Origin of the sequence: Mycobacterium sp. RTGN5 (genome assembly GCF_033804465.1) — a bacterium.
GTDB lineage: Bacteria > Actinomycetota > Actinomycetes > Mycobacteriales > Mycobacteriaceae > Mycobacterium.
In genome coordinates this window covers 481784-503706 of record NZ_JAPZLA010000003.1, presented here as the reverse complement: position 1 = coordinate 503706, position 21923 = coordinate 481784, and the positions used below count along the sequence as shown (strand labels likewise).

25 protein-coding genes and 2 pseudogenes are annotated in these 21923 nt (G+C 66.7%); 12 read left to right on the top strand and 15 right to left on the bottom strand.

The genetic code is table 11. The annotated features are described in order from the left end of the window. Positions 1–5 precede the first annotated feature (5 nt). Together SLQ31_RS19425 and SLQ31_RS19420 are read left to right on the top strand one after the other, a co-directional pair. On the top strand, positions 6–983 hold the full coding sequence (locus SLQ31_RS19425; RefSeq protein ID WP_319435828.1) for a xanthine dehydrogenase family protein subunit M: 978 nt from the start codon (positions 6–8) through the stop codon (positions 981–983). Continuing rightward, complete coding sequence (locus SLQ31_RS19420) at positions 980–3154, top strand: xanthine dehydrogenase family protein molybdopterin-binding subunit (RefSeq protein ID WP_319435628.1); 2175 nt, start codon at positions 980–982, stop codon at positions 3152–3154. The genes SLQ31_RS19425 and SLQ31_RS19420 overlap by 4 nt, the downstream gene beginning before the upstream one ends. Before the next feature lie 130 nt (positions 3155–3284). Here the strand turns inward: SLQ31_RS19420 and SLQ31_RS19415 are convergent. The 4 genes and pseudogenes from SLQ31_RS19415 to SLQ31_RS19400 all read right to left on the bottom strand — a co-directional run. Next, positions 3285–3629: pseudogene (locus tag SLQ31_RS19415) on the bottom strand (SDR family NAD(P)-dependent oxidoreductase); the annotation flags it as partial. 75 nt (positions 3630–3704) lie between these two features. Further along, positions 3705–4211 (bottom strand): nuclear transport factor 2 family protein, encoded by a 507-nt coding sequence (locus tag SLQ31_RS19410; protein ID WP_319435627.1) that lies wholly within the window; start codon positions 4209–4211, stop codon positions 3705–3707. A 158-nt stretch (positions 4212–4369) separates the two neighbouring features. Beyond that, positions 4370–5347 (bottom strand): aldo/keto reductase, encoded by a 978-nt coding sequence (locus SLQ31_RS19405; RefSeq protein WP_319435626.1) that lies wholly within the window; start codon positions 5345–5347, stop codon positions 4370–4372. Positions 5348–5456: 109 nt separating this feature from the next. Next, positions 5457–5756 carry a hypothetical protein gene (locus SLQ31_RS19400; protein WP_319435625.1) on the bottom strand — a complete coding sequence of 100 codons (300 nt, stop codon included), beginning with the start codon at positions 5754–5756 and terminating at the stop codon, positions 5457–5459. A 275-nt stretch (positions 5757–6031) separates the two neighbouring features. Between SLQ31_RS19400 and SLQ31_RS19395 the strand changes: the two are divergent. Further along, positions 6032–6415: pseudogene (locus SLQ31_RS19395) on the top strand (acyltransferase); the annotation flags it as partial. On the opposite strand, the gene SLQ31_RS19390 reads toward SLQ31_RS19395, so the two are convergent. Together SLQ31_RS19390 and SLQ31_RS19385 are read right to left on the bottom strand one after the other, a co-directional pair. After that, positions 6412–6588 (bottom strand): DUF5302 domain-containing protein, encoded by a 177-nt coding sequence (locus tag SLQ31_RS19390; RefSeq protein ID WP_319435624.1) that lies wholly within the window; start codon positions 6586–6588, stop codon positions 6412–6414. The pseudogene SLQ31_RS19395 and the gene SLQ31_RS19390 overlap by 4 nt on opposite strands. A 30-nt stretch (positions 6589–6618) precedes the next feature. Further along, positions 6619–7062 carry a PPOX class F420-dependent oxidoreductase gene (locus SLQ31_RS19385; protein ID WP_319435623.1) on the bottom strand — a complete coding sequence of 148 codons (444 nt, stop codon included), beginning with the start codon at positions 7060–7062 and terminating at the stop codon, positions 6619–6621. 31 nt (positions 7063–7093) lie between these two features. Between SLQ31_RS19385 and SLQ31_RS19380 the strand changes: the two genes are divergently transcribed. Next, on the top strand, positions 7094–7615 hold the full coding sequence (locus tag SLQ31_RS19380) for a DUF1697 domain-containing protein (protein ID WP_319435622.1): 522 nt from the start codon (positions 7094–7096) through the stop codon (positions 7613–7615). Next, a complete protein-coding gene (locus SLQ31_RS19375; RefSeq protein WP_319435621.1) occupies positions 7612–8439 on the top strand; it encodes a class I SAM-dependent methyltransferase in 828 nt (275 codons plus the stop codon). The genes SLQ31_RS19380 and SLQ31_RS19375 overlap by 4 nt, the downstream gene beginning before the upstream one ends. A gap of 21 nt (positions 8440–8460) precedes the next feature. Here the strand turns inward: SLQ31_RS19375 and SLQ31_RS19370 are convergent, their stop codons facing one another. After that, a complete protein-coding gene (locus tag SLQ31_RS19370; RefSeq protein ID WP_319435620.1) occupies positions 8461–8826 on the bottom strand; it encodes a GntR family transcriptional regulator in 366 nt (121 codons plus the stop codon). Between the two features lie 36 nt (positions 8827–8862). Here SLQ31_RS19370 and SLQ31_RS19365 point away from each other — a divergent pair, with 36 nt between their 5' ends. After that, on the top strand, positions 8863–9591 hold the full coding sequence (locus tag SLQ31_RS19365) for an NAD-dependent deacylase (RefSeq protein WP_319435619.1): 729 nt from the start codon (positions 8863–8865) through the stop codon (positions 9589–9591). On the opposite strand, the gene SLQ31_RS19360 is transcribed toward SLQ31_RS19365, so the two are convergent. After that, positions 9588–10223, bottom strand: a complete 636-nt coding sequence (locus SLQ31_RS19360) for a class I SAM-dependent methyltransferase (RefSeq protein ID WP_319435618.1) — start codon at positions 10221–10223, stop codon at positions 9588–9590. The two genes, SLQ31_RS19365 and SLQ31_RS19360, sit on opposite strands and share 4 nt — an antisense overlap. 197 nt (positions 10224–10420) lie before the next feature. Here SLQ31_RS19360 and SLQ31_RS19355 point away from each other — a divergent pair, with 197 nt between their 5' ends. Further along, positions 10421–10552: a hypothetical protein gene (locus SLQ31_RS19355; RefSeq protein ID WP_005147116.1), complete on the top strand. Its 132-nt coding sequence runs from the start codon at positions 10421–10423 to the stop codon at positions 10550–10552. Between the two features lie 88 nt (positions 10553–10640). On the opposite strand, the gene SLQ31_RS19350 is transcribed toward SLQ31_RS19355, so the two are convergent. Genes SLQ31_RS19350 through SLQ31_RS19340 form a run of 3 tightly spaced genes read right to left on the bottom strand, consistent with a single transcriptional unit; the run spans position 10641 to position 13530 of the window. Then, positions 10641–11642 (bottom strand): nitronate monooxygenase family protein, encoded by a 1002-nt coding sequence (locus tag SLQ31_RS19350; RefSeq protein ID WP_319435617.1) that lies wholly within the window; start codon positions 11640–11642, stop codon positions 10641–10643. Between the two features lie 4 nt (positions 11643–11646). Then, a complete protein-coding gene (locus tag SLQ31_RS19345) occupies positions 11647–12399 on the bottom strand; it encodes a 3-hydroxyacyl-CoA dehydrogenase (RefSeq protein WP_319435616.1) in 753 nt (250 codons plus the stop codon). A 45-nt stretch (positions 12400–12444) separates the two neighbouring features. Beyond that, entirely contained in the window at positions 12445–13530 is a 1086-nt protein-coding gene (locus SLQ31_RS19340; protein WP_319435615.1) for a CaiB/BaiF CoA-transferase family protein, read from the bottom strand. Between the two features lie 97 nt (positions 13531–13627). Here SLQ31_RS19340 and SLQ31_RS19335 point away from each other — a divergent pair, with 97 nt between their 5' ends. The 3 genes from SLQ31_RS19335 to tet(V) all read left to right on the top strand — a co-directional run bounded on the left by SLQ31_RS19335 (position 13628) and on the right by tet(V) (position 16284). Beyond that, complete coding sequence (locus SLQ31_RS19335; protein WP_319435614.1) at positions 13628–14434, top strand: enoyl-CoA hydratase; 807 nt, start codon at positions 13628–13630, stop codon at positions 14432–14434. Positions 14435–14598: 164 nt separating this feature from the next. After that, positions 14599–14952 carry a toxin-antitoxin system HicB family antitoxin gene (locus tag SLQ31_RS19330; protein ID WP_319435613.1) on the top strand — a complete coding sequence of 118 codons (354 nt, stop codon included), beginning with the start codon at positions 14599–14601 and terminating at the stop codon, positions 14950–14952. Positions 14953–15000: 48 nt separating this feature from the next. Then, positions 15001–16284 (top strand): tetracycline efflux MFS transporter Tet(V), encoded by a 1284-nt coding sequence (tet(V), locus tag SLQ31_RS19325; RefSeq protein WP_319435612.1) that lies wholly within the window; start codon positions 15001–15003, stop codon positions 16282–16284. A gap of 7 nt (positions 16285–16291) precedes the next feature. Here the strand turns inward: tet(V) and SLQ31_RS19320 are convergent, their stop codons facing one another. The 4 genes from SLQ31_RS19320 to SLQ31_RS19305 are packed head-to-tail and all read right to left on the bottom strand — an operon-like array spanning position 16292 to position 19673. Continuing rightward, on the bottom strand, positions 16292–16990 hold the full coding sequence (locus SLQ31_RS19320; RefSeq protein WP_319435611.1) for a CPBP family intramembrane glutamic endopeptidase: 699 nt from the start codon (positions 16988–16990) through the stop codon (positions 16292–16294). Next, complete coding sequence (locus SLQ31_RS19315) at positions 16987–18129, bottom strand: NAD(P)H-binding protein (RefSeq protein WP_319435610.1); 1143 nt, start codon at positions 18127–18129, stop codon at positions 16987–16989. Before SLQ31_RS19315 ends, SLQ31_RS19320 begins: the two co-directional genes overlap by 4 nt. 35 nt (positions 18130–18164) lie before the next feature. After that, a complete protein-coding gene (locus SLQ31_RS19310) occupies positions 18165–18686 on the bottom strand; it encodes a gamma carbonic anhydrase family protein (protein ID WP_319435609.1) in 522 nt (173 codons plus the stop codon). A 24-nt stretch (positions 18687–18710) separates the two neighbouring features. After that, positions 18711–19673, bottom strand: a complete 963-nt coding sequence (locus SLQ31_RS19305) for a GlxA family transcriptional regulator (protein ID WP_319435608.1) — start codon at positions 19671–19673, stop codon at positions 18711–18713. Between the two features lie 138 nt (positions 19674–19811). Here SLQ31_RS19305 and SLQ31_RS19300 point away from each other — a divergent pair, with 138 nt between their 5' ends. Then, on the top strand, positions 19812–21017 hold the full coding sequence (locus SLQ31_RS19300; RefSeq protein WP_319435827.1) for an MFS transporter: 1206 nt from the start codon (positions 19812–19814) through the stop codon (positions 21015–21017). Positions 21018–21134: 117 nt separating this feature from the next. Then, complete coding sequence (locus tag SLQ31_RS19295; protein ID WP_319435607.1) at positions 21135–21917, top strand: fasciclin domain-containing protein; 783 nt, start codon at positions 21135–21137, stop codon at positions 21915–21917. The last annotated feature ends 6 nt before the right edge of the window (positions 21918–21923 follow it).

Sequence of the window (21923 nt, the reverse complement as noted above, 5' to 3'; positions counted from 1 at the left end):
TCAACATGTACCCCTTCAGCTTCACCAAAGCCGTTGACGAGGTGTCGGCGCTTGGCGCTGGCGCATCCGGGGCGCGGTACATCGCAGGTGGCACGACCCTCATTGATCTGATGCGCGAGACCGTCGAACGTCCGCAGTCGGTGGTCGACATCAACGCACTGCCGTACCGACATATCGAGCTGCAGCGCAATATCCTCCGCGTCGGCGCACTGGTCCGGATGTCAGACCTAGCCACGCATCCTGGTGTGCGCGAGCAGTTTCCGGTCATCGCCGAAGCCCTGGAATTGAGCGCATCGCCGCAGTTGAGGAACATGGCGTCCATTGGCGGTAACCTCATGCAGCGTCCCCGGTGCCTGTACTTTCGTGATGTCACCGCGGCGTGCAACCGGCGCACTCCTGGTGCGGGCTGCTCGGCAGTGGGCGGTCACAACCGCACCCACGCCATCTTCGGTACAAGCAATGCGTGTGTGGCCTCCCATCCTTCGGATCTCGCGGTGGCGCTCGTTGCTCTGGATGCAACCGTCCTCGTGCGGGATATCGACGGGCAAGCCATGATTCGGATCGCGGACTTCTTCCGGCAGCCAGGAGAAACGCCCGATCGCGAGCACAACCTTCGTCCGGGTCAGCTTATTACCGGGATAGAAGTCCCGGTGAGCCCCGAAGCGCGTAGATCGGGTTATCTGAAAGTCCGCGACCGACAGTCCTACGAGTTCGCGCTGACGTCGGCGGCGGTCGCCATGGACATCCGCGGCGGGTTGGTGCGCTCCGCGCGGGTTGCTGTCGGCGGTGTTGGGACCGTGCCCTGGCGACTTCCCGCTGTTGAGCGGGTACTGGCGGGACGCCCTGCTGGCCCCGAGTTATGGCGCAGTGCATCAGCTTTCGCTGCCGACGGGGCACGGCCGCTGTCCGAGAATGGATTCAAGGTGGAACTGATCAAGCGAACGGTTGAGCGCCAGTTGGCGGCCGTGGCGGCACGGCCATGACACGGCCCACTGCACCCGCGCCGTTCACGGGGCAGCGGGTTACCCGGGTCGACGGTCGACTCAAGGTCACCGGGAAAGCGCTCTATGCCGCGGACAACCCCATCCCCGATCTGGTGCACGCGGTGCTGGTGTGCAGCACAGTCGCGCGCGGGCGAGTCGACCGTGTGGACGCCGACGAAGCACTTGGGCATCCCGATGTGCTTCGGGTGCTGACCGACTTCACCGGGGTGAAGCTGCCCTACGAGCCCCAACAGCTGGCGGCTTTCGGGCAACCGGTGGCCATCGTGGTGGGGACGACGCTTGAAGCCTCCTCCCACGGCGCCGCGCTAGTGAAAGTCCGCTACAGCGGCAGCATCCCACCATTGACCGACATCGACTCCCCCTACGCAGTGCCCGAACCGGGGAAGACGGCGCGGGTGGCCGACTACGCCCGCGGTGACGCCGACGCGGCCCTCGGCGCCGCGCCGGTCGTCTCCGATCGGCAGTACTCGATCGCCAGAAACAACCACAATCCGATGGAAATCCCCGCCACCATCGCCCGCTGGGATGGCGACCGGCTCACCGTGTGGGACAAGGTGCAAAGCATCACATGGGCGTTGGAAGCCTATTCCACCGCGTTCGGCATCCCCGCCGACCAGATCCACATCATCTCGCCATTCATCGGCGGGGCGTTTGGCTCTGCCGGCAAAACCTGGCCCCATCAGCTACTGGCCGCGTTCGCGGCCCGGCAACTGCGCCGCCCCGTCAAGCTGGCACTGACCCGAAAGCAGTACTACAGCGCCGTCGGCTACCGCTCCACCAGTCGGCAGCGGCTGGCCATCGGGGCGGACCGGTCCGGACACATCGACGCGATCGTTCATGAAGCCCGGATCGAGAATTCGCGCTACGACGGCTATGAAGACAACCTGCCTGCGGTCCCGCGATTCATGTACAGCTCGCCCAACATGCGCTCGACGTATCGCATTGTGCCCCTTGACGTCAATCCGCCTACCTACATGCGGGGCCCCGGCCTTACCAGCGGCGCCTTCGCCTTGGAATCTGCGATCGACGATCTCGCCCACCGGCTCGGCATGGATCCCGTCGAGTTGAGGCGGCGCAATGAACCAGAGCGTGACCCTTCCACCGACCAACCATTCTCGACACGACGACTCACCGACTGCTTCCAGCAGGGCGCGGCAACCTTCGGCTGGTCGAAACGCAATCCCACACCCCGCGCAACGCGCGACGGGAACCAGCTCATCGGCATAGGCACCGCAGCGGGGGTGTATCACACACTCGTCAATCCGTGCACCGTGACAGCGCGGATCAATCCCGACGGCACCGCCGACGTGCAGACCGCCACCGGTGATATGGGCCCGGGCACCTACACCTCGATGACCCAGGTCGCCGCCGACGCACTCGGTTTGCCATTGGCCCGAGTCCGCTTCGCGCTCGGCGATTCCACGATGCCACCAGCGCCCGTGCACGGAGGGTCGACGACGATGGCCAGTGTCGGGTCCGCGGTCCAGAAGACGGGCCTGATGCTGCGTGATCGGCTCATTCGCACCGCGGTCCTCGACCCCGGTTCACCACTGAATGGCCTTCGGCCCGAACAGGTCACCGTCGCCGACGGCCGCATGTTCGCCACTGCTGAGCCAGGGCGAGGCGAGTCCTATCAAGACCTGCTGCGGAGGCGCGGTTGGGGGCCGCTGGATGCCGAGCAGACGTGGACACCCGATGAGGCGGCCAAGGGGTACTCCATGCACGGATTCGGCGCGGTCTTCGCCGAAGTTGCCGTCGACGAGCACCTCGGCACCACCCGGGTCCGCCGCATGTACGGGGTGTATGACGCGGGCCGAATCATCAACCCGCTGCTGGCACACAGCCAGGCCATCGGCGGAATGGTCGGCGGCATCGGCATGGCTCTACTAGAGGCAACCGATGTAGACCATCGCGATGGCCGAATCCTCAACGCCAACATGTCCGACTACCTAGTCCCCGTCAACGCCGACATCACCGCACTCGATGCGGCCTACCTGCCCGCCGAGGACACCATCGCCGACCCGCTGGGCGTCAAGGGTCTCGCCGAACTGGTCTTCGTCGGCGTCCCCGCCGCCATCGCCAACGCCGTGTTCAACGCCACCGGCCGACGCATCACCGACCTACCCATCACACTCGAGAAGCTCCTCTGACAAGGGGTTCTGGATCCAGCCCCACTGCACGTCCCACAACCAACGGCGTAGAGCTGGCGGTACGGGCACCGTCGGAGCAGTAACCGAAGATGGCGGCCACGACGCTTGCCGACCGGGTCGGCCGGTCGGGCCGGGCGATTTCGTCGGCGACCGCGGACTCGGCCACCGGGCCGATGGTTCCGATATCTGCGTTGTTGACCAGTATGTCGACGGTCAGCCCACGGTCGGCGACGGCCTCGAACAGGCCGGCGCGCGCTTCGGGGTCGGCGACGTCGCAGGCGATCGACTCGACTCGAACCCCGTCGTTTTCGTAGAGTTCCTCGGCCAGGTCGCGAAGCCGATCCTCGCGGCGCGCGACCAGGGTGACGCCGTAACCGCGGGAAGCGAGTTCGCGTGCGATGTCGGCGCCGATACCCGACGATGCGCCGGTCACGACAGCAGTGGTGGTGGGTGACGGGCCGGGCAGCGATCCCACGAATTTCTCCTCTTTTGTCCAGATTCCATACCGGTCGTGTGCGCAGACAAAGAATCGGCTCGTGCACTCAACTCGCTACGGGGAGATCCGTTGCCAGAGGTGGTTGAACGAGATCGGGTCGAAGAACGACGCCGCCTTCACGATCTGGCCGTCCCGGAACGTCAAGAACCACGCGTAGGTGTTGCGGTACGGCAGCCCGTCGCGCGCGGTGGCCTCGGCGTCGAAGAATGCCACCACCGTGTCACCGTCGGCGTACAAGTCACGCACCGTCGTTGGGACCAACGGCTTCGACAGCCGCGCGTTGAACGGTCGGATGGCGTTGGCAAGGAAGTCCTCCTTGCTGGTGTAGATCCGCGACGTCACGGCGTTGCCCGTGATGTCCCAGGTCGCCTCGTCGGCGAGCGAGTCGATGATTCCACCCGTGCCGTCGCGCCACGCCTCCATACCGGTGCGCACGATGGCCAGGTTGCGGGCTTCCTCATGGCTATAGGGTTCGGCCGATGCCATCGCGGCGGGCACCGCGAACACGAGGCTCAACGCGAGCGTGAACACCGCCGTCATGTGTCGGAACAGCTTCTGCATCATCATCTTTGCCTTTACGTTGGGGCGCGCCACGGCGGAGGCGCCATTGAAGAAATCTCACCGGATTCGCGCCGTTGAGGGAGTCGCTGCCAGTTCCTGACACCGCGACTCGGTGCGCTAAGTCGCGTTCTCACCGCGACCGCGCACCGAGGTCACGGTCAGCGGTCGATGGCGGCCATGACCCCTTCTTCGTGGCGTTCGCCAGCCGCGGGGGCGAGGTTGTTGAGCCGCTCGATCTGTTCGGCGCTGAGTTCGAGGCTGTCGGCGGCGGTGTTCTCCTCGACTCGGGCAACTCGCTTGGTGCCGGGAATCGGGGCGATGTCGTTGCCCTGTGCGAGCAGCCAGGCCAGCGCGATCTGCGCCGGAGTGGCACCCGCCTCGTCGGCGACTGCCTTGACCTCGTCGACGATGCGCAGGTTGCGATCGAAGTTCTCGCCGAGGAAACGCGGGTTCGTCTTGCGCCAGTCGTCGTCGGCAATGTCTGCGGCGGAACGGATCTGGCCAGTGAGGAAGCCGTGACCAAGCGGCGAGTAGGGCACGAAGCCGATGCCCAGTTCGCGTAGCAGCGGCAGCAGTTCCCCCTCAATGTCGCGCGTCCACAGGGAGTACTCCGTCTGCAGTGCGGTGATCGGATGGACCGCGTGGGCGCGGCGGATCGTTGTGGGTGAGGCTTCGGATAGTCCGATGTGGCCGACCTTGCCCTCAGCCACCAGTTCGGCTATCGCGCCCACGGTGTCCTCAATGGGTGTATCCGGGTCAACCCGGTGCTGGTAGTACAAGTCGATGCGATCGGTACCAAGGCGCTTGAGGGAACCCTCGACCGCGGTACGGATGTTGGTCGGACTGCTGTCGCGTACGCCCGGTCCGCCTCCGGAATGGGAGACCAGCCCGAATTTCGTCGCCAACACGAGCTGGTCGCGGTGGCCCTTGATGGCGCGGCCGACCAGTTCCTCATTGCGGTACGGGCCATAGATCTCGGCCGTGTCGATATGCGTGACACCCAGCTCCAACGCCCGGTGGATGGTGCGGATCGACTCGGCCTCGCTACCCTCCCCGATGTTGTAAAAGCCGGACATCGACATGGCGCCCAGACCGATCCGGGAAACGTCCAACTTGCCAATTTTGATGTGCTTCATCGGTAACTCCAATTCTCAATTTCTTCTCTGCTGCTTCAGTTTTCTTCCTGCAATACGCCGCGAGACTGGGTGGCTGCGCGGCACCGCGCAGTCCACTCCGGTGTAATGCTCAGGCGATGTCGACGTAGACGGTGCGGTAGCGAACAACTTCTGTGGCGCCGGCCTCTCCGGGCTGCGCGACGTAGTGGGTGACGTCGCGTCCGGGGCGGACCGCAATCACCGTGGACTGGTCGAGCGGAGCGTTACCGAGCTTGTTGGTCACCACGTTGTATCCCTGCGCCTCAAGAGATTTCACTGTCTCCAACGCATTGGCCGGCCCGCTCGACGCGGCCACTGCGGGCGTGGCAAGTCCCAGCGCTGTCACGATCGACGCGGCCGCGATGAGTGCGCACTGCGCGAGTTTCTTCATGATTTTCGGATGCCTTTCCTGTTCTTGCACGGTCACCGAGTGAGTCGCGAATTTGCGGTACATCACCAGTGAACTGTCAAAATCCCCTCGGTGGCAGTGCCTGCCTATCCATGTACTGCCAGCACCCCCTTTCGTCGCAAGTGCATCAAAGGGGTGGGGGATGGATCTCTGCGTTCACGCCCGAATAGTGGCGGCCCCGCACCGTGATCGCGACCGACAACCGGCCAGGGCCCCTGCGCCGCGCATAACCGCACTGACAAACAGAGGTTCGATCTGTGCCGGCCCTGCTCGGGATCCATCTGCTGTTCGATGTCGCCGGCCATCCCCGCTATCCCGGCCAGCCAGACTTCCTGGCGATCTCCGTCGCGCAGCTGCTGCTGATGGCGGCGCTGGTCGCGGTGCTCTTCGTCGGACTCCGGCCGCTGGAGAACAAGCCGCTGCCCGGCTGGGACGGCCCAATCGCGGTCAACGGCGCCCGCAGCGTGGCCGTCGGCATCCTGCTGTGCGTGGCAGGGCTGGCCACCCTGGTGTCGGTGAAGTGGGGGTTGAAGGACGACGGACTGTACTGCATCGCGGTCGTACTCATCGCGCTGGTCAGCGCGCGCATCCTGTGCGGAAGTCGCTCCGCGGCAAAGCTTCCCGAGCAGGTCGCCAGCTAGCCGCTCTTGCGGCGGAACTCCCGGCGATTCTCCACCGGCCCCTGCGCGCGGGACTGCTTGCCACCGCGGTCGGTGTGCGCAGCGCCGGCCGCCGATTTCGTCTTCTTGCGCTCCAGCGCCTCGCGGAACTTCTGCTTGGTGTCGTCCTGCGGATCGGACTCTGATTCGGCCATGCCGGTCAGCCTAACGTGGCAGCAAGCTCGTCAGCGGATGCCCGGCGGCATTCCGTACACATGCGAGATCGGCATCGTCAGCAGCACCCGGCGGTCGGTGACCATCGCGCGGCGATAGTCGTCCCAATCCGGATGCTCACCGGCGACGTTGCGATAGAGCGCGATGAGCGCCTCGACGGTGTCGTCGTGCGGTGAGGCCGCCGGCGGCGTGAGGATGGAATTCCCCTCGGCGACGGCATAAGACCAGCCGTCATCGGAGGACACCAGGATCGAGGCCCGCGGGTCGCGCCGCAGGTTGCGGGTCTTGGCGCGCGGTTCGGTAATGGATACCTCGATGACCTGAGTGCGCGGGTCGAAGTGGTACGTCACGTTGGACAACTGCGGGCGGCCGTCGCGTTTGATGGTCGCCAGCACACCCAGTGAGTTGCCCGCGATCACCGCCAGCAGCTTGTCGTCGAACACGTGACGGCTCATTCATCGAGACTACGTCGCTAGCATCGAGAACATGACCCGCTATGCGGCTTTCCTGCGCGGTGTGAATGTCGGCGGCGTGAACATGAAGATGGCCGACGTCGCCGCGGCCCTGACCGACGCCGGATTCAAGAATGTCCGGACCATCCTCGCCAGCGGCAACGTGCTGCTCGACGGCGGCACCACCACGGCCAAGGTGCGCACGAAAGCCGAAGCCACACTGCGGGGTACGTTCGGCTACGACGCCTGGGTGCTGGTCTACGAACTCGAGACGGTCCGCGCCGTCGCCGAGGCGTATCCCTTCGAAGCCGAGGTCGACGGCCACCACTCGTATGTGACGTTCGTCAGCGATCCCGAGGTTCTCGACGAACTCGCCGCGCTGGAAGCCGACCCCGGTCCGGAGGAGAAGATCGCCCGCGGCGACGGTGTCGTGTACTGGCAGGTACCCAAAGCCTCCACCTTGGACTCGACCATCGGCAAGACGATGGGCAAGAAGCGCTACAAGTCGTCGACCACCACGCGCAACCTGCGCACGCTGGCAAAGGTAGTGAAATGACAGCGAAGAAGATCGACGCCAGCGAACTGGGTGGCGTCTCGGAGACCGCGCTGATGACGCTCAATGGCCGCGCCCATCAGGCCGGCCTGCCCGGCGCGATCCTGCACGACCCGATGGCCATCAAGCTCGTCGATTCCATCGATTTCGACTTCGACAAATTCGGCCGCAAGGGCCAGGAGATGGCGTTGCGCTCGCTTGCCGTCGACGCCTGCGCCGTCGAGTACCTGAGCCGGCACCCCAAAGCCACCGTCGTCGCACTGGCCGAGGGCTTCCAGACCAGCTTCTGGCGGTTGACCGAGGCCGTGCCCGATCCGCAGTTCGAATGGCTGTCGGTAGACCTGGCACCGGTCATCGAGCTGCGCGAGCGGCTGCTGCCGTCCTCGCCGCGGATCACCGCGCTGGGACAGTCCGCACTGGACTACAGCTGGATGGACCGGGTGAATACCGACAACGGCGTGTTCATCACCGCCGAGGGCTTGCTGATGTACCTGCAGCCCAAGGAGGCGATGGATCTTATCGTCCAGTGCGCCAAGCATTTTCCCGGCGGACAGATGTTTTTCGACCTGCCGCCGGTGTTCGTCAAGAGACTCGCCCCGAAGGGGCTGAAGTCCTCACGGCACTACCGGGTGCCACCGATGCCGTTCAGCCTGAGCACCATCCAACTGGCCGAGCTGGCGAAGACCGTGCCGGGAATCAAAGCCGTGCACGACATCCCGATGCCCAGGGGCCGCGGCTTCTTGTTCCAGACGCTGTTCCCCGCGGTCTGGCACTTCGGTCCGACGAAACGGTTCCGCGGCGCCTACACCCTGTTGGAATTCGATTAGGGCCGGAATTCGGCTGACGCCTCAGCCGAACGCCGAGTCCAGGTATTGGAGCGCCTCGTGCTTGCCCAGCCCGAGCGCGCGGGCGGCTTCCACGTAGGCGTTGGCCGCGGCGGCCATCGCAGCGTCGGCCGGATCGGCCCGCGCCACGAACGTCCCGAACCGGCCCCGGGTTTCGACGATCCCCGCGGTCTCCAGCTCCCGGTAGGCGCGCGCCACGGTGTTGACCGCCAGCCCCAACTGGCCGGCCAGCTCGCGCACCGTCGGCAACCGGGTGCCGGGCGGCAACCGCCCCTCGCGGATACCTTCGATGACCTGCGTTCTGAGCTGATCAAATAGTGGACGCGCGCCCCCTGCGTCTATGCGCAGTCCAAGCCCCAACTCCGACACCTGCTAAGTATCGCTTAGACCGGCTATTTTGGGGATGTGCGTATCGCGGTGCTGAGCGGGGCGGGGATATCCGCCGAGAGCGGCGTGCCGACGTTTCGCGATGACAAGACCGGGCTGTGGGCCAAGTACGACCCCTACAAGCTGTCCAGCACCGACGGCTGGAAAGAGCATCCCGAACGGGTGTGGGCCTGGTACCTGTGGCGGCATCACCTGGTCGAGCGGGTGGAGCCCAACGACGGTCACCGCGCGGTCGCAGCGTGGGAGGACTATGCCGACGTCACGGTGATCACGCAGAACGTCGACAATCTGCACGAGCGGGCCGGCAGCACGACTGTGCACCATCTCCACGGCAGCCTCTTCGAATTCTGGTGCGACACCTGCGGATCCCGCTATCACGGCCCGCTGCCGGACATGCCCGAGCCCGAACTGGAGAAGATGCCGCCGCAGTGCGACATCTGCGGCGGGCTGATCCGCCCCGGCATCGTGTGGTTCGGTGAGCAGCTTCCCGACGAGCCGTGGCAGGCGGCGGTTGAGGCGGTCGCCACCGCCGACATCCTCGTGGTCGTCGGCACCTCGGGGATCGTCTACCCGGCGGCCGGGCTGCCCGATGTGGCGCGGGCCCGCGGTGTGGTCGTGGTCGAGGTCAATCCGGAACCGACCCCGCTATCGGACAGCGCGACCATTTCGATTCGCGAGTCGGCGAGCACGGCGCTGCCCCGGTTGCTGCAACAGTTGCCCGAGCTATTGCAAACCAAGCAGAACTAAGCGCTCTTACTCGCGCGGCCCAGCGCGACCTCTTGCGCAGGCAACGGGACCCACGCCGGCAGCATGGCGTCTCGGCGCGCGGTCTCGATGACGAACCCGGCGCCCGCGATGGAACGCTCCGTCTCGCGGTGGGTGTGGCAGTTTCCGGTGAACCGCGGCCAGATCGTCGCGTCGGCCAGCCGCTGCAACCCGCCGCGCCAGCCGGCGCTGGCGATGTGCTCGAAGTAGCGCAGCTCGCCGCCCGGCTTCAGCGCCGCGTTGAGCTGGCGCAGCACCCCGTCTGGGTCGGCCACCGAGCACAGCACCAGCGAGCACACCACCGCGTCGAAGGGTTCGGTCGCGGGCATGGTCTCGATCGTCGACTCGATGAGCGTGACCGGAACCTTGGCCGCCGCGGCGGCCTCTTTGGCCCGCGGCGCCAGCCGGGTCTCGGGTTCGAGTGCGACGACCTCGGTCACCGAATCGGGGTAGAACGCGAAGTTGCTTCCGGTACCCGCGCCGACCTCGAGGACACGCCCGGACAGCCCTAAGAGATTGGCCCGGCGGAGGTCCCGCATGGCTCGTGACTCGTGGGCCGAAAGCACTGTCCAGAAGCGGGCGAAGAACGGGTTGTCAAAAGTTTGTTGTGCCATGGGTTGTGGTGTCCTTCCTACTGGAAACCACCCTAGTCGCAGGTGGTTTTTGGCCCTGACCTGCGGCTAAGTGACTCGCCAGTAACCCACGACCTGACTCTTGAGTAACCCGGCACCTGACTCGGGAGTAAGGATTGCCAGAAAACTCCGAATCGTGGCTCAAAGTTTCCTTAATAGTGACTCATAGAGTCCTGAGTATGTGGATCGACGACACCAGTGCCGATGTCATCAAAATCGACTTCGATGAGCTCTACCACGGAGATTTCCTGGTGGAGGGCGACACCTCGGAGCAGTTCGAGGATCTCCCTCCGCTGGCTAACGCCAGCTGAGCCAAGCGCCGAAAGGCGCCATCACCGCTGAACAGCGGTGTGGCGCCCTCCGGAGAGCTTCTGTGACACGCGTAGTGCCCGCCTGTGATCAGGCGGGCACTTTTGCGTCTGCACTGGATGTGACCATGCCGGCCAGCCGGCGGGAGATGATGTCCTCGGCTTCACTGACGATCCGGCTGATCAGCTCGCCACAGGTCGGGATGTCGTTGATCAGGCCCATTGCGGTGCCGACGGTCCAGATGCCGGCGTCGACATCCCCGTCGTCGAAGACCTTGCGGCCGCGCACGCCTGCCACCAGATCCTTGACGTCCTCGAACTGACCGCCACCCTTCAGGATCTCCACGACTTCGCGCGAGACGAGGTTGGAAGCCACCCGGGCGGTGTTGTGCAGGCTGCGGAAGATCAGCTCGGTGCCGCGCTCGTCACCGGCCACGATCGCTTCCTTGACGTTCTCGTGGATGCAGGACTCGACGGTGCACATGAACCGCGACCCCATGTTGATGCCGTCGGCGCCCAGCGCCAGCGCTGCCACCAGGCCACGCGAGTCGGCGAACCCGCCCGAGGCGATCATCGGGATCTCGATCTTGTCGGCCGCGGCCGGGATCAGCACCAGGCCCGGGATGTCGTCCTCACCCGGATGTCCCGCGCACTCGAAACCGTCGATGCTGATGCCGTCCACGCCCAGGCTCTGCGCCTTGACCGCATGGCGCACCGAGGTGCACTTGTGCAGCACCTTGATGCCGTTGTCGTGGAACATCGGCAGATGCGGGGCCGGGTTGGACCCGGCGGTCTCCACGATCTTGATGTCGGCGTCGACGATCACCTGGCGGTACTCGTCATAGGGCGGCGGATTGATCGCCGGCAGGATCGTCAGGTTCACCCCGAACGGCTTGTCGGTCAGATCCCGGGTGCGGGCGATCTCGTTGGCCAGGTCCGCCGGCGTCGGCTGCGTGAGCGCGGTGATGAACCCGAGCCCACCCGCATTGGCCACGGCCGCAACGAGTTCCGCGCGACCCACCCACTGCATGCCGCCCTGGGCGATCGGGTGCTCGACACCGAAAACCTCGGTGAACTTCGTCGTGATTGTCATCTAGTTACCTCGGTGCCATCCGGATCGCGCCGTCCAAGCGGATCACTTCGCCATTGAGCATCGGATTCTCGACGATATGTGTCGCCAGTGCGCCGTACTCGTCGGGGTCGCCGAGCCGGGCCGGGTGCGGCACCTGCTGGCCGAGTGACTTCTGCGCCTCTTCGGGCAGACCGGCCAGCAGCGGCGTCTTGAACAAGCCGGGCGCGATGGTGACGACCCGAATGAGGTCCCGGGCCAGATCCCGGGCGATCGGCAGGGTCATGCCGACTACGCCGCCCTTGGATGCCGAGTAGGCGGCTTGGCCGATCTGGCCGTCGAACGCGGCCACCGACGCGGTATTGATGATGACACCGCGCTCTTCGCCGAGCGGTTCGGTCTTGGCGATCCGCTCGGCGGCCAGCCGCAGCACGTTGAAGGTGCCGATCAGGTTGACCTGGACGACCGCGTTGAACCAGTCGAGCGGGAACGGCCCATCCTTGCCAAGGGTCTTGACGGCGTTGCCGATGCCGGCGCAGTTGACGTTGATGCGCAGCGGTCCCAGCTCTTCGGCGAGGTCGAGGGCGGCCGATACCGACTCGGGGTCGGTGACATTGGCCTGTGCGAAGCGGGCGCGCGGGCCGAGTTCGGCCACCACCTCTTCACCCTTGAGGTCGATCACCACCACCGATGCGCCCCTGTCGAGCAGACGCTTGGCGGTGGCCAGGCCCAGGCCCGAGGCGCCGCCGGTGACGACGGCTACGGCGTCCTTGATCTCCACGAATGGTTTTCCTCTCGCTAGGTCGACCTACTGGTTGGTTGGGGACTATACCCAGTCCCTCAGCACTGCTTCGTTGTCGGCTCCCGGGACGCCGGGCGCATCCGGCGCGTCGAGCACGGTCCGCGAGAACCGGGGGGCCGGCGCCGGGAACGTCGAGCCCTGCTCGGTGTAGAAGGTGTCGCGCTCGGTGTTGTGCGCCTCGGCGTCCACCTCGGCGAACGACAGCACCGGAGTACAGCAGGCGTCGCTGGTGGCGAACACCGTGGTCCAGTGGTCGCGGTCGTGGGCGGCGAAAGCTTGTGTGAGCACCGCTCGCAGTTCTGGCCAGCTGGCCATATCGTTCTGATCGGGCAGGTCGGCGGCGTTCAGGCCCAGCTTCTCCAGCAGTTCGGCGTAGAACTGCGGTTCGATCGCGCCGACGGCGACGTAGCGACCGTCGGAGCATTCGTAGGTGTCGTAGTAGGGCGCGCCGGTATCGAGCATGTTGGTGCCGCGCACGTCGCCCCACATGCCCATGTGGCGGAAGGCCCACATCATGGTCGCCAGCACGCTGGAGCCGTCGACCATCGCGGCGTCGACGACCTGCCCCTTGCCGGAGCGCTCCCGCTCCCACAGCGCGGACAGGATGCCGACCAGCAGGAACATCGAGCCGCCGCCGAAGTCACCGGCCAGGTTCAGTGGCGGGACAGGGCGCTCGTTGACCCGGCCGACGGCGTGCAGGATGCCGTTGAGCGAGATGTAGTTGATGTCGTGGCCGGCCTGCTGACTGCGCGGGCCGGTCTGGCCCCAACCGGTCATGCGGCCATAGATCAGCCGTTCGTTGACCTTCGCGCAGTCCTCCGGGCCCAGCCCGAGCCGTTCGGTGACGCCCGGACGGAAACCCTCGATGAGGATGTCGGCCTTGGCGATGAGCCCGAGCACCATGTCGCGGTCGTTTGGGTCTTTGAGGTTGGCGCCCACGGAGCGACGGTTGCGCAGCAGATAGTCATTGCTGGGGATGCCCATGCCCTTGCCCAGCCGATCGATCCGGACGACGTCGGCGCCCAGGTCACCGAGGATCATCGCGGCGTGCGGACCCGGGCCGATGCCGGCCAATTCAACGACGCGCAATCCATGTAGTGGTCCGGCCATAGCTGTCTAACCTCCAGTTGATTGATCGCCGCCTTAACTATTTACACCTGGCCTGACCCGGCGCGGGCTGCGCCCCCGTCGGCGCTAGGGTGCAGCCATGACGACCATCGACGCTTACACCGGTAACCCGGAACTGACCGTGTCGCTCGACGGCGGACTACTGACGGTGACGCTGAATCGGCCGGACAGCCTGAACTCGCTGAACGCGGCGATGTTGCGCACGTTGGGCGATGCCTTGGAGCACGCGGCCGACGACCCCCAGGTGCGGGTGGTGCGTCTGGGCGGGGCCGGGCGCGGATTCAGCTCCGGTGCCGGCATCAGCGCCGACGACCAGTCCAACCGCAGGCCGGATACGCCGGACGAGGTGCTGCAGGAGGCCAACCGCGCGGTGCGGGCGATCGTGAACCTGCCCAAGCCGGTGGTGGCGGTGGTGCAGGGCCCGACGGCCGGGGTCGGGGTGTCGCTGGCGCTGGCCTGCGACATCGTATTGGCTTCGGAGAAGGCGTTTTTCCTGCTTGCGTTCACCAAGATCGGGCTGATGCCCGACGGCGGGGCGTCGGCGTTGGTGGCCGCGTCCATCGGCCGGGCCCGTGCGATGAAGATGGCGCTTCTGGCCGAACGCCTTTCGGCCGCCGATGCGTTCGACAGCGGACTGGTCAGTGCGGTGTACCCGGCCGACGAGTTGGAGGCCGGGGTGGCCGCGGTGATCGACAAGTTGGCGTCCGGGCCGGCGATCGCACTGCGCAAGACCAAGCAGGCGATCAATGCGGCGACGCTGACCGAACTCGACGCCGCGATCGGCCGGGAGAGCGAAGGCCAGTTGATTCTGTTGGGGTCCAGCGATTTTCGTGAGGGCACGAAGGCGTTTCAGGAGCACCGCTCCCCGACGTTCACAGAGTCTTAAACGTCACCCTGAGCGGGGCGACCTCTACCCCACTAGGCACTTTTCCAAAACGCGATATCACCGGCGATATCACGTTTTTGAAAACCCACCCACCCACCCAGACAGAGCCGCGCCGAACTCGCCGAATCGTCGGAATTGTCGGGGGACCTCGCCATCATGAGGCGATGACCAACTACACCTACCGCGCGGAGTGGTCCGATGGCTACTGCCAATATGTCGGCCTGTGCCTGGAATTCAAAGGCCGGTTCGCTGTCGCGCTGACGCCACACGAAGCGATCGAGCGCGTCGAGCGCATGATCGCCCAGGAACTCGACGAACTGGCCGACCTCGGCATGGATCCCCCACCCTCGCTCACCGACCACCGCTATAGCGGGAATTTCGCGGTCCGCACATCGCGCGTCCTGCACGAGCGGCTCATCATCGAAGCGACTGAACAAGGCGTCTCGTTGAACCAGTGGGTCAGCTATAAATTGGCTGGCCGCCCGGTGCCCAACCCTCTCGACGAGCTCTTTCTCTGATCCGAAAATCGTTGGACGTGACCCCGTTCCGTCAGCGACCATCGATGGATGAGTACGCCCTGCACTGACGAGCCGGTGAAGTCCACCGGCCGCTGGCGCGTGCTCGCACCCTTCGAATTCCGCGAATTCCGCCTGCTCATCGCGGCGATGTCGCTGTTCCTCTTCGCCGAAGGTATGTGGACCGTCGTGATGGCCCTTCAGGTCATCGCCCTGGCCGACGACCCCGCCGCACTCTCGCTGGTCGCTGCGTGCCTGGCCACCGGCATGCTGGCCTTCATCCTGGTCGGCGGCATCGTGGCCGACCGGGTTCCGCAGCGCGCCATCATCATCGCCGTCGAGGCCGCCAACGTCATCGCAACCGGTGCCGTCGCCATCCTCGGCCTGCTCGGCGATCTGCGGCTATGGCATATGGCTGTTGCCGCAACGGTTCTCGGCATCGGCGCGGCCTTCTTCTTCCCGGCTTATAGCGCCTACCTGCCCCGCATCCTGCCGGCCGACTACCTGCTTGCCGCCAACGGCGTCGAGGGCACGATCCGCCCGACCCTGCAACAGGCCATCGGACCTGCCGCGGCCGGCATCCTGATCGGACTCACCTTCCCCGCGCTGGGCTCGGTGGCGGTGACCGTGCTGATGGTGATCGGACTGATCTTGCTGGTGGCGATGCGACCCGGTGAGGGTTCGCACATCGTCATGGCCGTCACGCGGGACAAGCCGCACGCGCTCACCGATCTGCGGGACGGCCTGCGATTCGTCCTGCGCACCTCGTGGCTGCGCTGGACGCTGCTGTTCGCCTGCACCTGGGTGTTCCTCGCGCTGGGCCCGATCGAGGTGCTGCTGCCGTTCATCGCCCACGACCGGTTCGCCAACGGTGACCAGGTGTACGGCTTCATGCTCGCCGCGTTCGGACTGGGCAGTGCGATCGGCGCAGTCGCCGTGTCGTCACGACCACTGCCCCGGCGCTACCTCACCGTGATGATGACGATGTGGGGCGTTGGCTCCCTGCCGTTCGTCATTGTCGGCACGACGTCCTCGCTGCCGGTCATGCTGATCGCGCTGTTCGTCATCGGCCTTGCCGAAGGGGCGGGAGTCATCTGGGGCACGCTGCTGCAGCGCCGCGTACCTCCGGAGATGCTGGGCCGGGTATCGAGCCTGGATTTCTTTGTCTCGCTGGCCTTCATGCCGGTGTCGATGGCGGTCGCCGGCCCAGTGTCGAAGGTGGTCCCGATGGAGCTCATCTTCGCCGTGACCGGTATCGCGCCGGTACTACTGGCCGCGGTCGCGTACATCGCGGCGCGCATGGCCCGCGACGAAATCGCCCATCCGCTCAGTTAATTCGCGTCTAGTACACGCCGAACATCGGCGGCAGTGCCAGCACCATGATCAGCCCCCACACCACGTGGGTGAGGACCGGTGCCAGCACTCCGCCGGTGGCTCGGCGTTCGACCGCGCACACCGTGCCGAGGATGATGGCGGCGAAGCCGAGCATCGGGTTGCCGCTGGCGCACGTCGCCACGGTGTACAGCACCGTGGAGATCACCACTGGATGAAACGTGCCCAGCGCCGCGTAGAGCGCGCCCCGGAAGAACAACTCCTCGGCGAAACCGGTCACCAGGGTGATCGCCACGACCAGCGCCAGGCTGCCGTGGTTGGCGTATTCCAGCACCCGGGTGATGCGTTCGGCCACCGGCCCAATTTCGCGCGCCACCAGTCCGCCGACCACGAATGCGCCCCCGAGCAGCAGCCCGATCGTGATCCCGGTGAGCACCGGCCGCTGGTTGCGCCCGCGCCAGCTGATGTAGCCCAGGTGCAACGGGCCCGACAAACGCGCCCCGAATGCCCACGCCGCAGCCAGCGCCAGCGTCAGCCAGTAGAACGCCACGTCGCCGGGCGTGCGGCTCAACGACAAGCCCAGCAGCACCGCACCGATGACCATCACCACGCACACCACGATGCGCCGGCGCCGGATCATCGACGGCCATTCCTGATGTGGCACAGCAGTATTGGTCACCGCAGCGCGTATGTCAGCCAGCGCCGTCACGACGGGTGGCCCTTCGCCAGCAGCAGATCCAGCCCGGTGCGCAGCACCCCGGCCAGCGGACCGGGCACCGCGTCGAACAGCCCAAGCGCGGGCCGTGCCAGCGCGGGCGTCACGGACGCCGCCACCCGTCGCAGCCGCAGCGCATCTCCCCCGGCCCAGATCGGGTCGCTGTCGGCGAGGTGATGGGGGTCGGCCAGCTCATCAACCGGGCGCGGCCGGCGACGGGAGACCGCCGCGGCGACGGCGTCCTCGATGGTGGTGAGCCCACCCGGCGGATCGGCAACAAGGTCACGTAAGACAGTGTCGGAGGCCGTCATCGGATGGTCCAGCGATTCGATGAGATCGGCCGCAAGGCCGGTCGGCACCGGCACCGCGGCACCGGCCACCCGGCCGACCACACCGTGCGGCACGAAGTCGTACACCGGCAGCCCGGCGCGACGCGAACCCACCGCGTCGACGTAGGTCGACAACAGCTCGCGGTAGGTGGTCGTGGCAGGCCCCGCGATGTCGTATGACCCAGCAGGCACGACGGCCGGGTCGGCCGCGGCCAGCAGGTAGTACAGCACGTCGCGGATCGAAATCGGGTCGATGTTGTGATCGGCCCACGGCGGCAACGGGATCAGCCAGAATCGGTCGCCGACATACCGGACCATTTCGAACGACGTCGACCCCGCGCCGATGATCACCGCCGCGCCGAGCCAGACCAGTTCGGGTCCGCCGTCAACGTTGAGTGCACCGGCGACCTCGGCCCTGCCGGCCAGGTGTTCAGAAAGCTCCTCACCGGCGGGCACGAACCCACCGAGGTACACGATCCGCTTCACCCCAGCGGCCTTGGCCCCAGCCGCGAAATTCGAGGCGGCGGCATTGTCCCGCTCGCGGAAGCCGGGTTGGCCGATCCCGTGCACCAGGTAGTAGACGGCATCGATCTGGCCGGCGACGCCGAAAGCCGATTCGACCGACGACGGCTCGTCGGCGTCGAGGGCGACCGCCGTCACCCGGTCACACCAGCCGAATCGGCCGAGCTTCTCCGGGTCGCGAGTGGCGGCGACAACGTCGTGCCCGGCGTCGAGCAGCCCGGCCACCAGCCGGGAGCCGACGTATCCGGTAGCACCGGTGACCAGTATCCGTAGCGACTTCACGCTAGGACTATCGGCAATCTGGCGACGCCGCAAACCTACTCAGGGTTGCGGTGCAGGTCGATGAGGTGTTCGTAGACCGCGGCGTTGAGGTTATTGCCTTCCAACTCGGCGTCGGACAGCTCGCGCCGGACCTTGGCCGGCACCCCCGCCACCAGCGAACGCGGCGGCACAATCGTGCCCTGCGGCACCACCGCGCCGGCGCCCACGATCGACCCCGCCCCGATCACCGCCCCGTTGAGCACGATAGCGCCCATCCCGACCAGGGCTCCGTCCTCGACCGTGCAGCCGTGCAGCACGGCGTTGTGCCCGACCGTCACGCCGGCACCGATCCGCGCGGGGAATCCCGGGTCGACGTGCACGGTGGCGCCGTCCTGGATGTTGCTGCCCTCGCCGATGTCGATCCACTCCGCCTCGGCACGCAGCGTCGCGGAGTACCAGACGCTGGCCCGCGCCGCGAGCCGCACCTGGCCGATCACCGCCGCGTTGGGCGCGACCCAGGACTCGGCGTGCAGTTCAGGAGACTGTCCGCGCACGGACATGATCAGTGGTTCGGCCATGGCCGACATCGTAGGCAGATGCCGTCAGCTGCCTTGGAACACCTTGCGATAGCGCGACGGCGACATGCCAAGTCCACGCCGCAGATGGTGCCGAAGGTTCCCGCCCGACCCCAGGCCGGCGCGGCGCGCCACCTCGTCGACGGGCAGGTCGTGGGTCTCCAGCAGTTCGCGCGCGAGCTCCACTCGCCTGCTGCGCACCCAGCCGCCCGGCGACTGCCCGGTCTCCTCGCGGAACCGGCGGCAGAATGTGCGCTCGCTCATCCGGGCGTGCCGGGCCAGTTGTTCGATCGACAGCGGTTCGTCGAGGTGATCCAGCGCCCACTGCCGGGTGGCCGCGGTCGACGCATGCCCGTGCTGGTCGCTGGGCACCTGCCGTTCGATGAACTGGGCCTGCCCACCTTCGCGCCACGGCGGAACCACACAGTAGCGGGCCACGTCGTTGGCCACCGACGCGCCGTGATCCGCGCGAATGATGTGCAGGCACAAGTCAATTCCGGCGGCTAGACCGGCCGAGCTCAGCACGTCGCCGTCGTCGACGAACAACACGTTCTCGTCGATCAGCACCTCGGGATGCAGGGCGCGCAGGTCGTCGGCCCAACGCCAGTGCGTGGTGGCCGGTCTGCCGTCGAGCAACCCGGCGGCAGCCAACACGAACGCGCCGGTGCAGATCGACACCATCCGCGTTCCGGGCCGGATCGAGGCCAGCGCGGCGGCGACGTCGGGCTCCAGCACGCCGTCCAACCGGGCGGGCCGATACCGCGTGCCGGGGACGACGACGGTGTCGGCGGTCGCCAGCGCCTCCGGGCCTGCGCCCGGCACGATCGCGTACCCGTTGGTCGTGGGGACCGGGGCACGGTTCAGCCCGCACACCACCACCTCGTAGAGCGGCGCCCCGTCGGCACCGGTGGCCGCGCCGAACAACGTCGGCGCGATCCCGGCGTCGAAACCGACCACCGGCTCCAGCAGCAGAACCGCCACGCGATGCATGCCGCCAGTCTGGCATGTTTTTAACGAATAGTGTCATTCTTGCCACTAGCTGGACACGGGCCGATCGGCCAGAGTGATCCGGTGACCTCGACTTCGACTTCACCGGCCACCCGCACCGGTCTGCACTGGGCCTGGGTGATGGCCGCGGTCAGCTTCGTGGCGATCCTCGGCGCGGCCGGCTTCCGGTCGGTGCCCGGCGTGATGATGAACCCGCTGCACCACGAGTTCGGCTGGTCGCACGGTGTGGTCGGGCTCGCGATGTCGGTCAACATGACACTGTTCGGGCTGACGGCGCCGTTCGCGGCCGCCCTGATGGACCGATTCGGGGTGCGCCCGGTGCTGGCGTCCGCGCTGCTGCTGATCGCGACGGGTTCGGCAGCCAGCGTGCTGATGACCGCCAGCTGGCAGCTCGTCCTGCTGTGGGGCGTGCTGGTGGGTGTCGGTACCGGTGCGATCTCGATGGGGTTCGTCGCCACCGTCGCGGTGCGATGGTTCGAGCAGCGCCGGGGACTGGTCACCGGCGTGCTCACCGCCGCCAGCGCCACCGGGCAGCTGATCTTCCTGCCGGTCGTCGCCGAGGTGACGACCCGCTACGGCTGGCGCTGGGCCTCGCTGATCGTCGCGGCGGCCGCGCTGGCGGTGGTGCCGCCGGTGCTGCTGTTCATGCGCAACTACCCCGCGGACAAAGGCCTGCTGCCCTACGGCGCCACGACAACCGAAGCGCCGCAAGCAGTTCCGGCGTCGAGTTTCCGCGCCGCGTTCGACGGCCTGCTCATCGGTGCGCGCGTCCCGGCGTTCTGGCTGCTGGCCGGTAGCTTCGCGATCTGCGGCATGACCACCAACGGGCTGATCGGCACGCATTTCATCCCGGCGGCCAACGACCACGGCATGCCCACCACGGTCGCCGCCGGGCTGCTGGCCACCGTCGGTGTGCTCGACGTCGCAGGCACGATCTTCTCCGGCTGGCTCACCGACCGCGTCGACCCTCGGCTGCTGCTGGTCGTCTACTACCTCGGCCGCGGGCTGTCGCTGCTGGCGCTGCCCGCGCTGCTGTCCCCGCACGCCCAGCCGGGCACCTGGGTGTTCATCATCTTCTACGGCCTGGACTGGGTGGCCACCGTGCCGCCGACGATCGTGCTGTGCCGCGAATACTTCGGCACTCGCTCGCCGGTGGTGTTCGGCTGGGTGTTCGCCGCCCATCAGGTCGGGGCGGCGGTGGCAGCCTTCGGGGCGGGGCGGCTGCGCGATCTCAACGGCAGCTACGACCTAGCGTTCTATCTGGCCGCCGGACTCTGCACGGTGGCGGCGCTGCTGTGCTGGCTGGTCCGCCGGCCAGCGCTCTGACCTGCGCATTTATCGCCCGTTTTGAGACTGGCACTTTGCTGCAAGTACGATTCACACGGCGCAGCGGTAACGGGGACCCGCGATTCGCCGACTCCATAAGAGAACTCAAGGAGCCACGTGAGCACTCGTACCAAGTCCCTCGGCGTCGCTGCGGCGCTGGCAGCCATCGCCGTCGCCATCCCGACCGCGGTTCAGGCCTATGCCGATCCGACGCCGACGACCACCACCTCGGCCGCGCCGACGACGTCGGAAATCCCCGTGCCGAGCATGAGCCAGCTGCCTGATCCGCAGGGCTCGGGCTGCGACGCCTACAAGAGCAGGATCCCCGCCGGACCCGGTTCGTTCGCGAGCATGGGCACCCAGACAGCGACCGCGGCCATCGCCGCCAACCCGGATCTGAGCACCTTCAACGCGGCGATCACCGGCGGGTTCAACCCGGCCGTCAACATCGGCAGCGTGATCGACGGTGGCCCGTACGTGATCTTCGCGCCCACCAACGACGCGTTCGCCAAACTGGACGAGTCCACGCTGGCCGAGCTCAAGAGCGACCCGGCACTGCTGACGTCGACGCTCTTCTACCACCTCGTGCTCGGCTACCTCGGCCCCGACGACCTGCACGGCAAGATGCCGACGCAGCAGGGCAGCGTGGTGGACGTGACCGGCAAGGGTGGCGACATCAAGATCAACGACAGCGTGAAGGTGTTGTGCGGCTACACCACCCGCGCCGCCTACGTCTACATGATCGACACCGTGCTCAGCCCCGGCGACGCGCCGACCCCGGACACGGCGACGAGCACGTCGGCAACGGCAACGACGTCGACCTCGGCGCCCACCGAGTCACCGTCGTCAACGCCGTCGTCGCCGACGACCACGCCGTCGACGACAACCAAGCCCGCCTAATCCGGT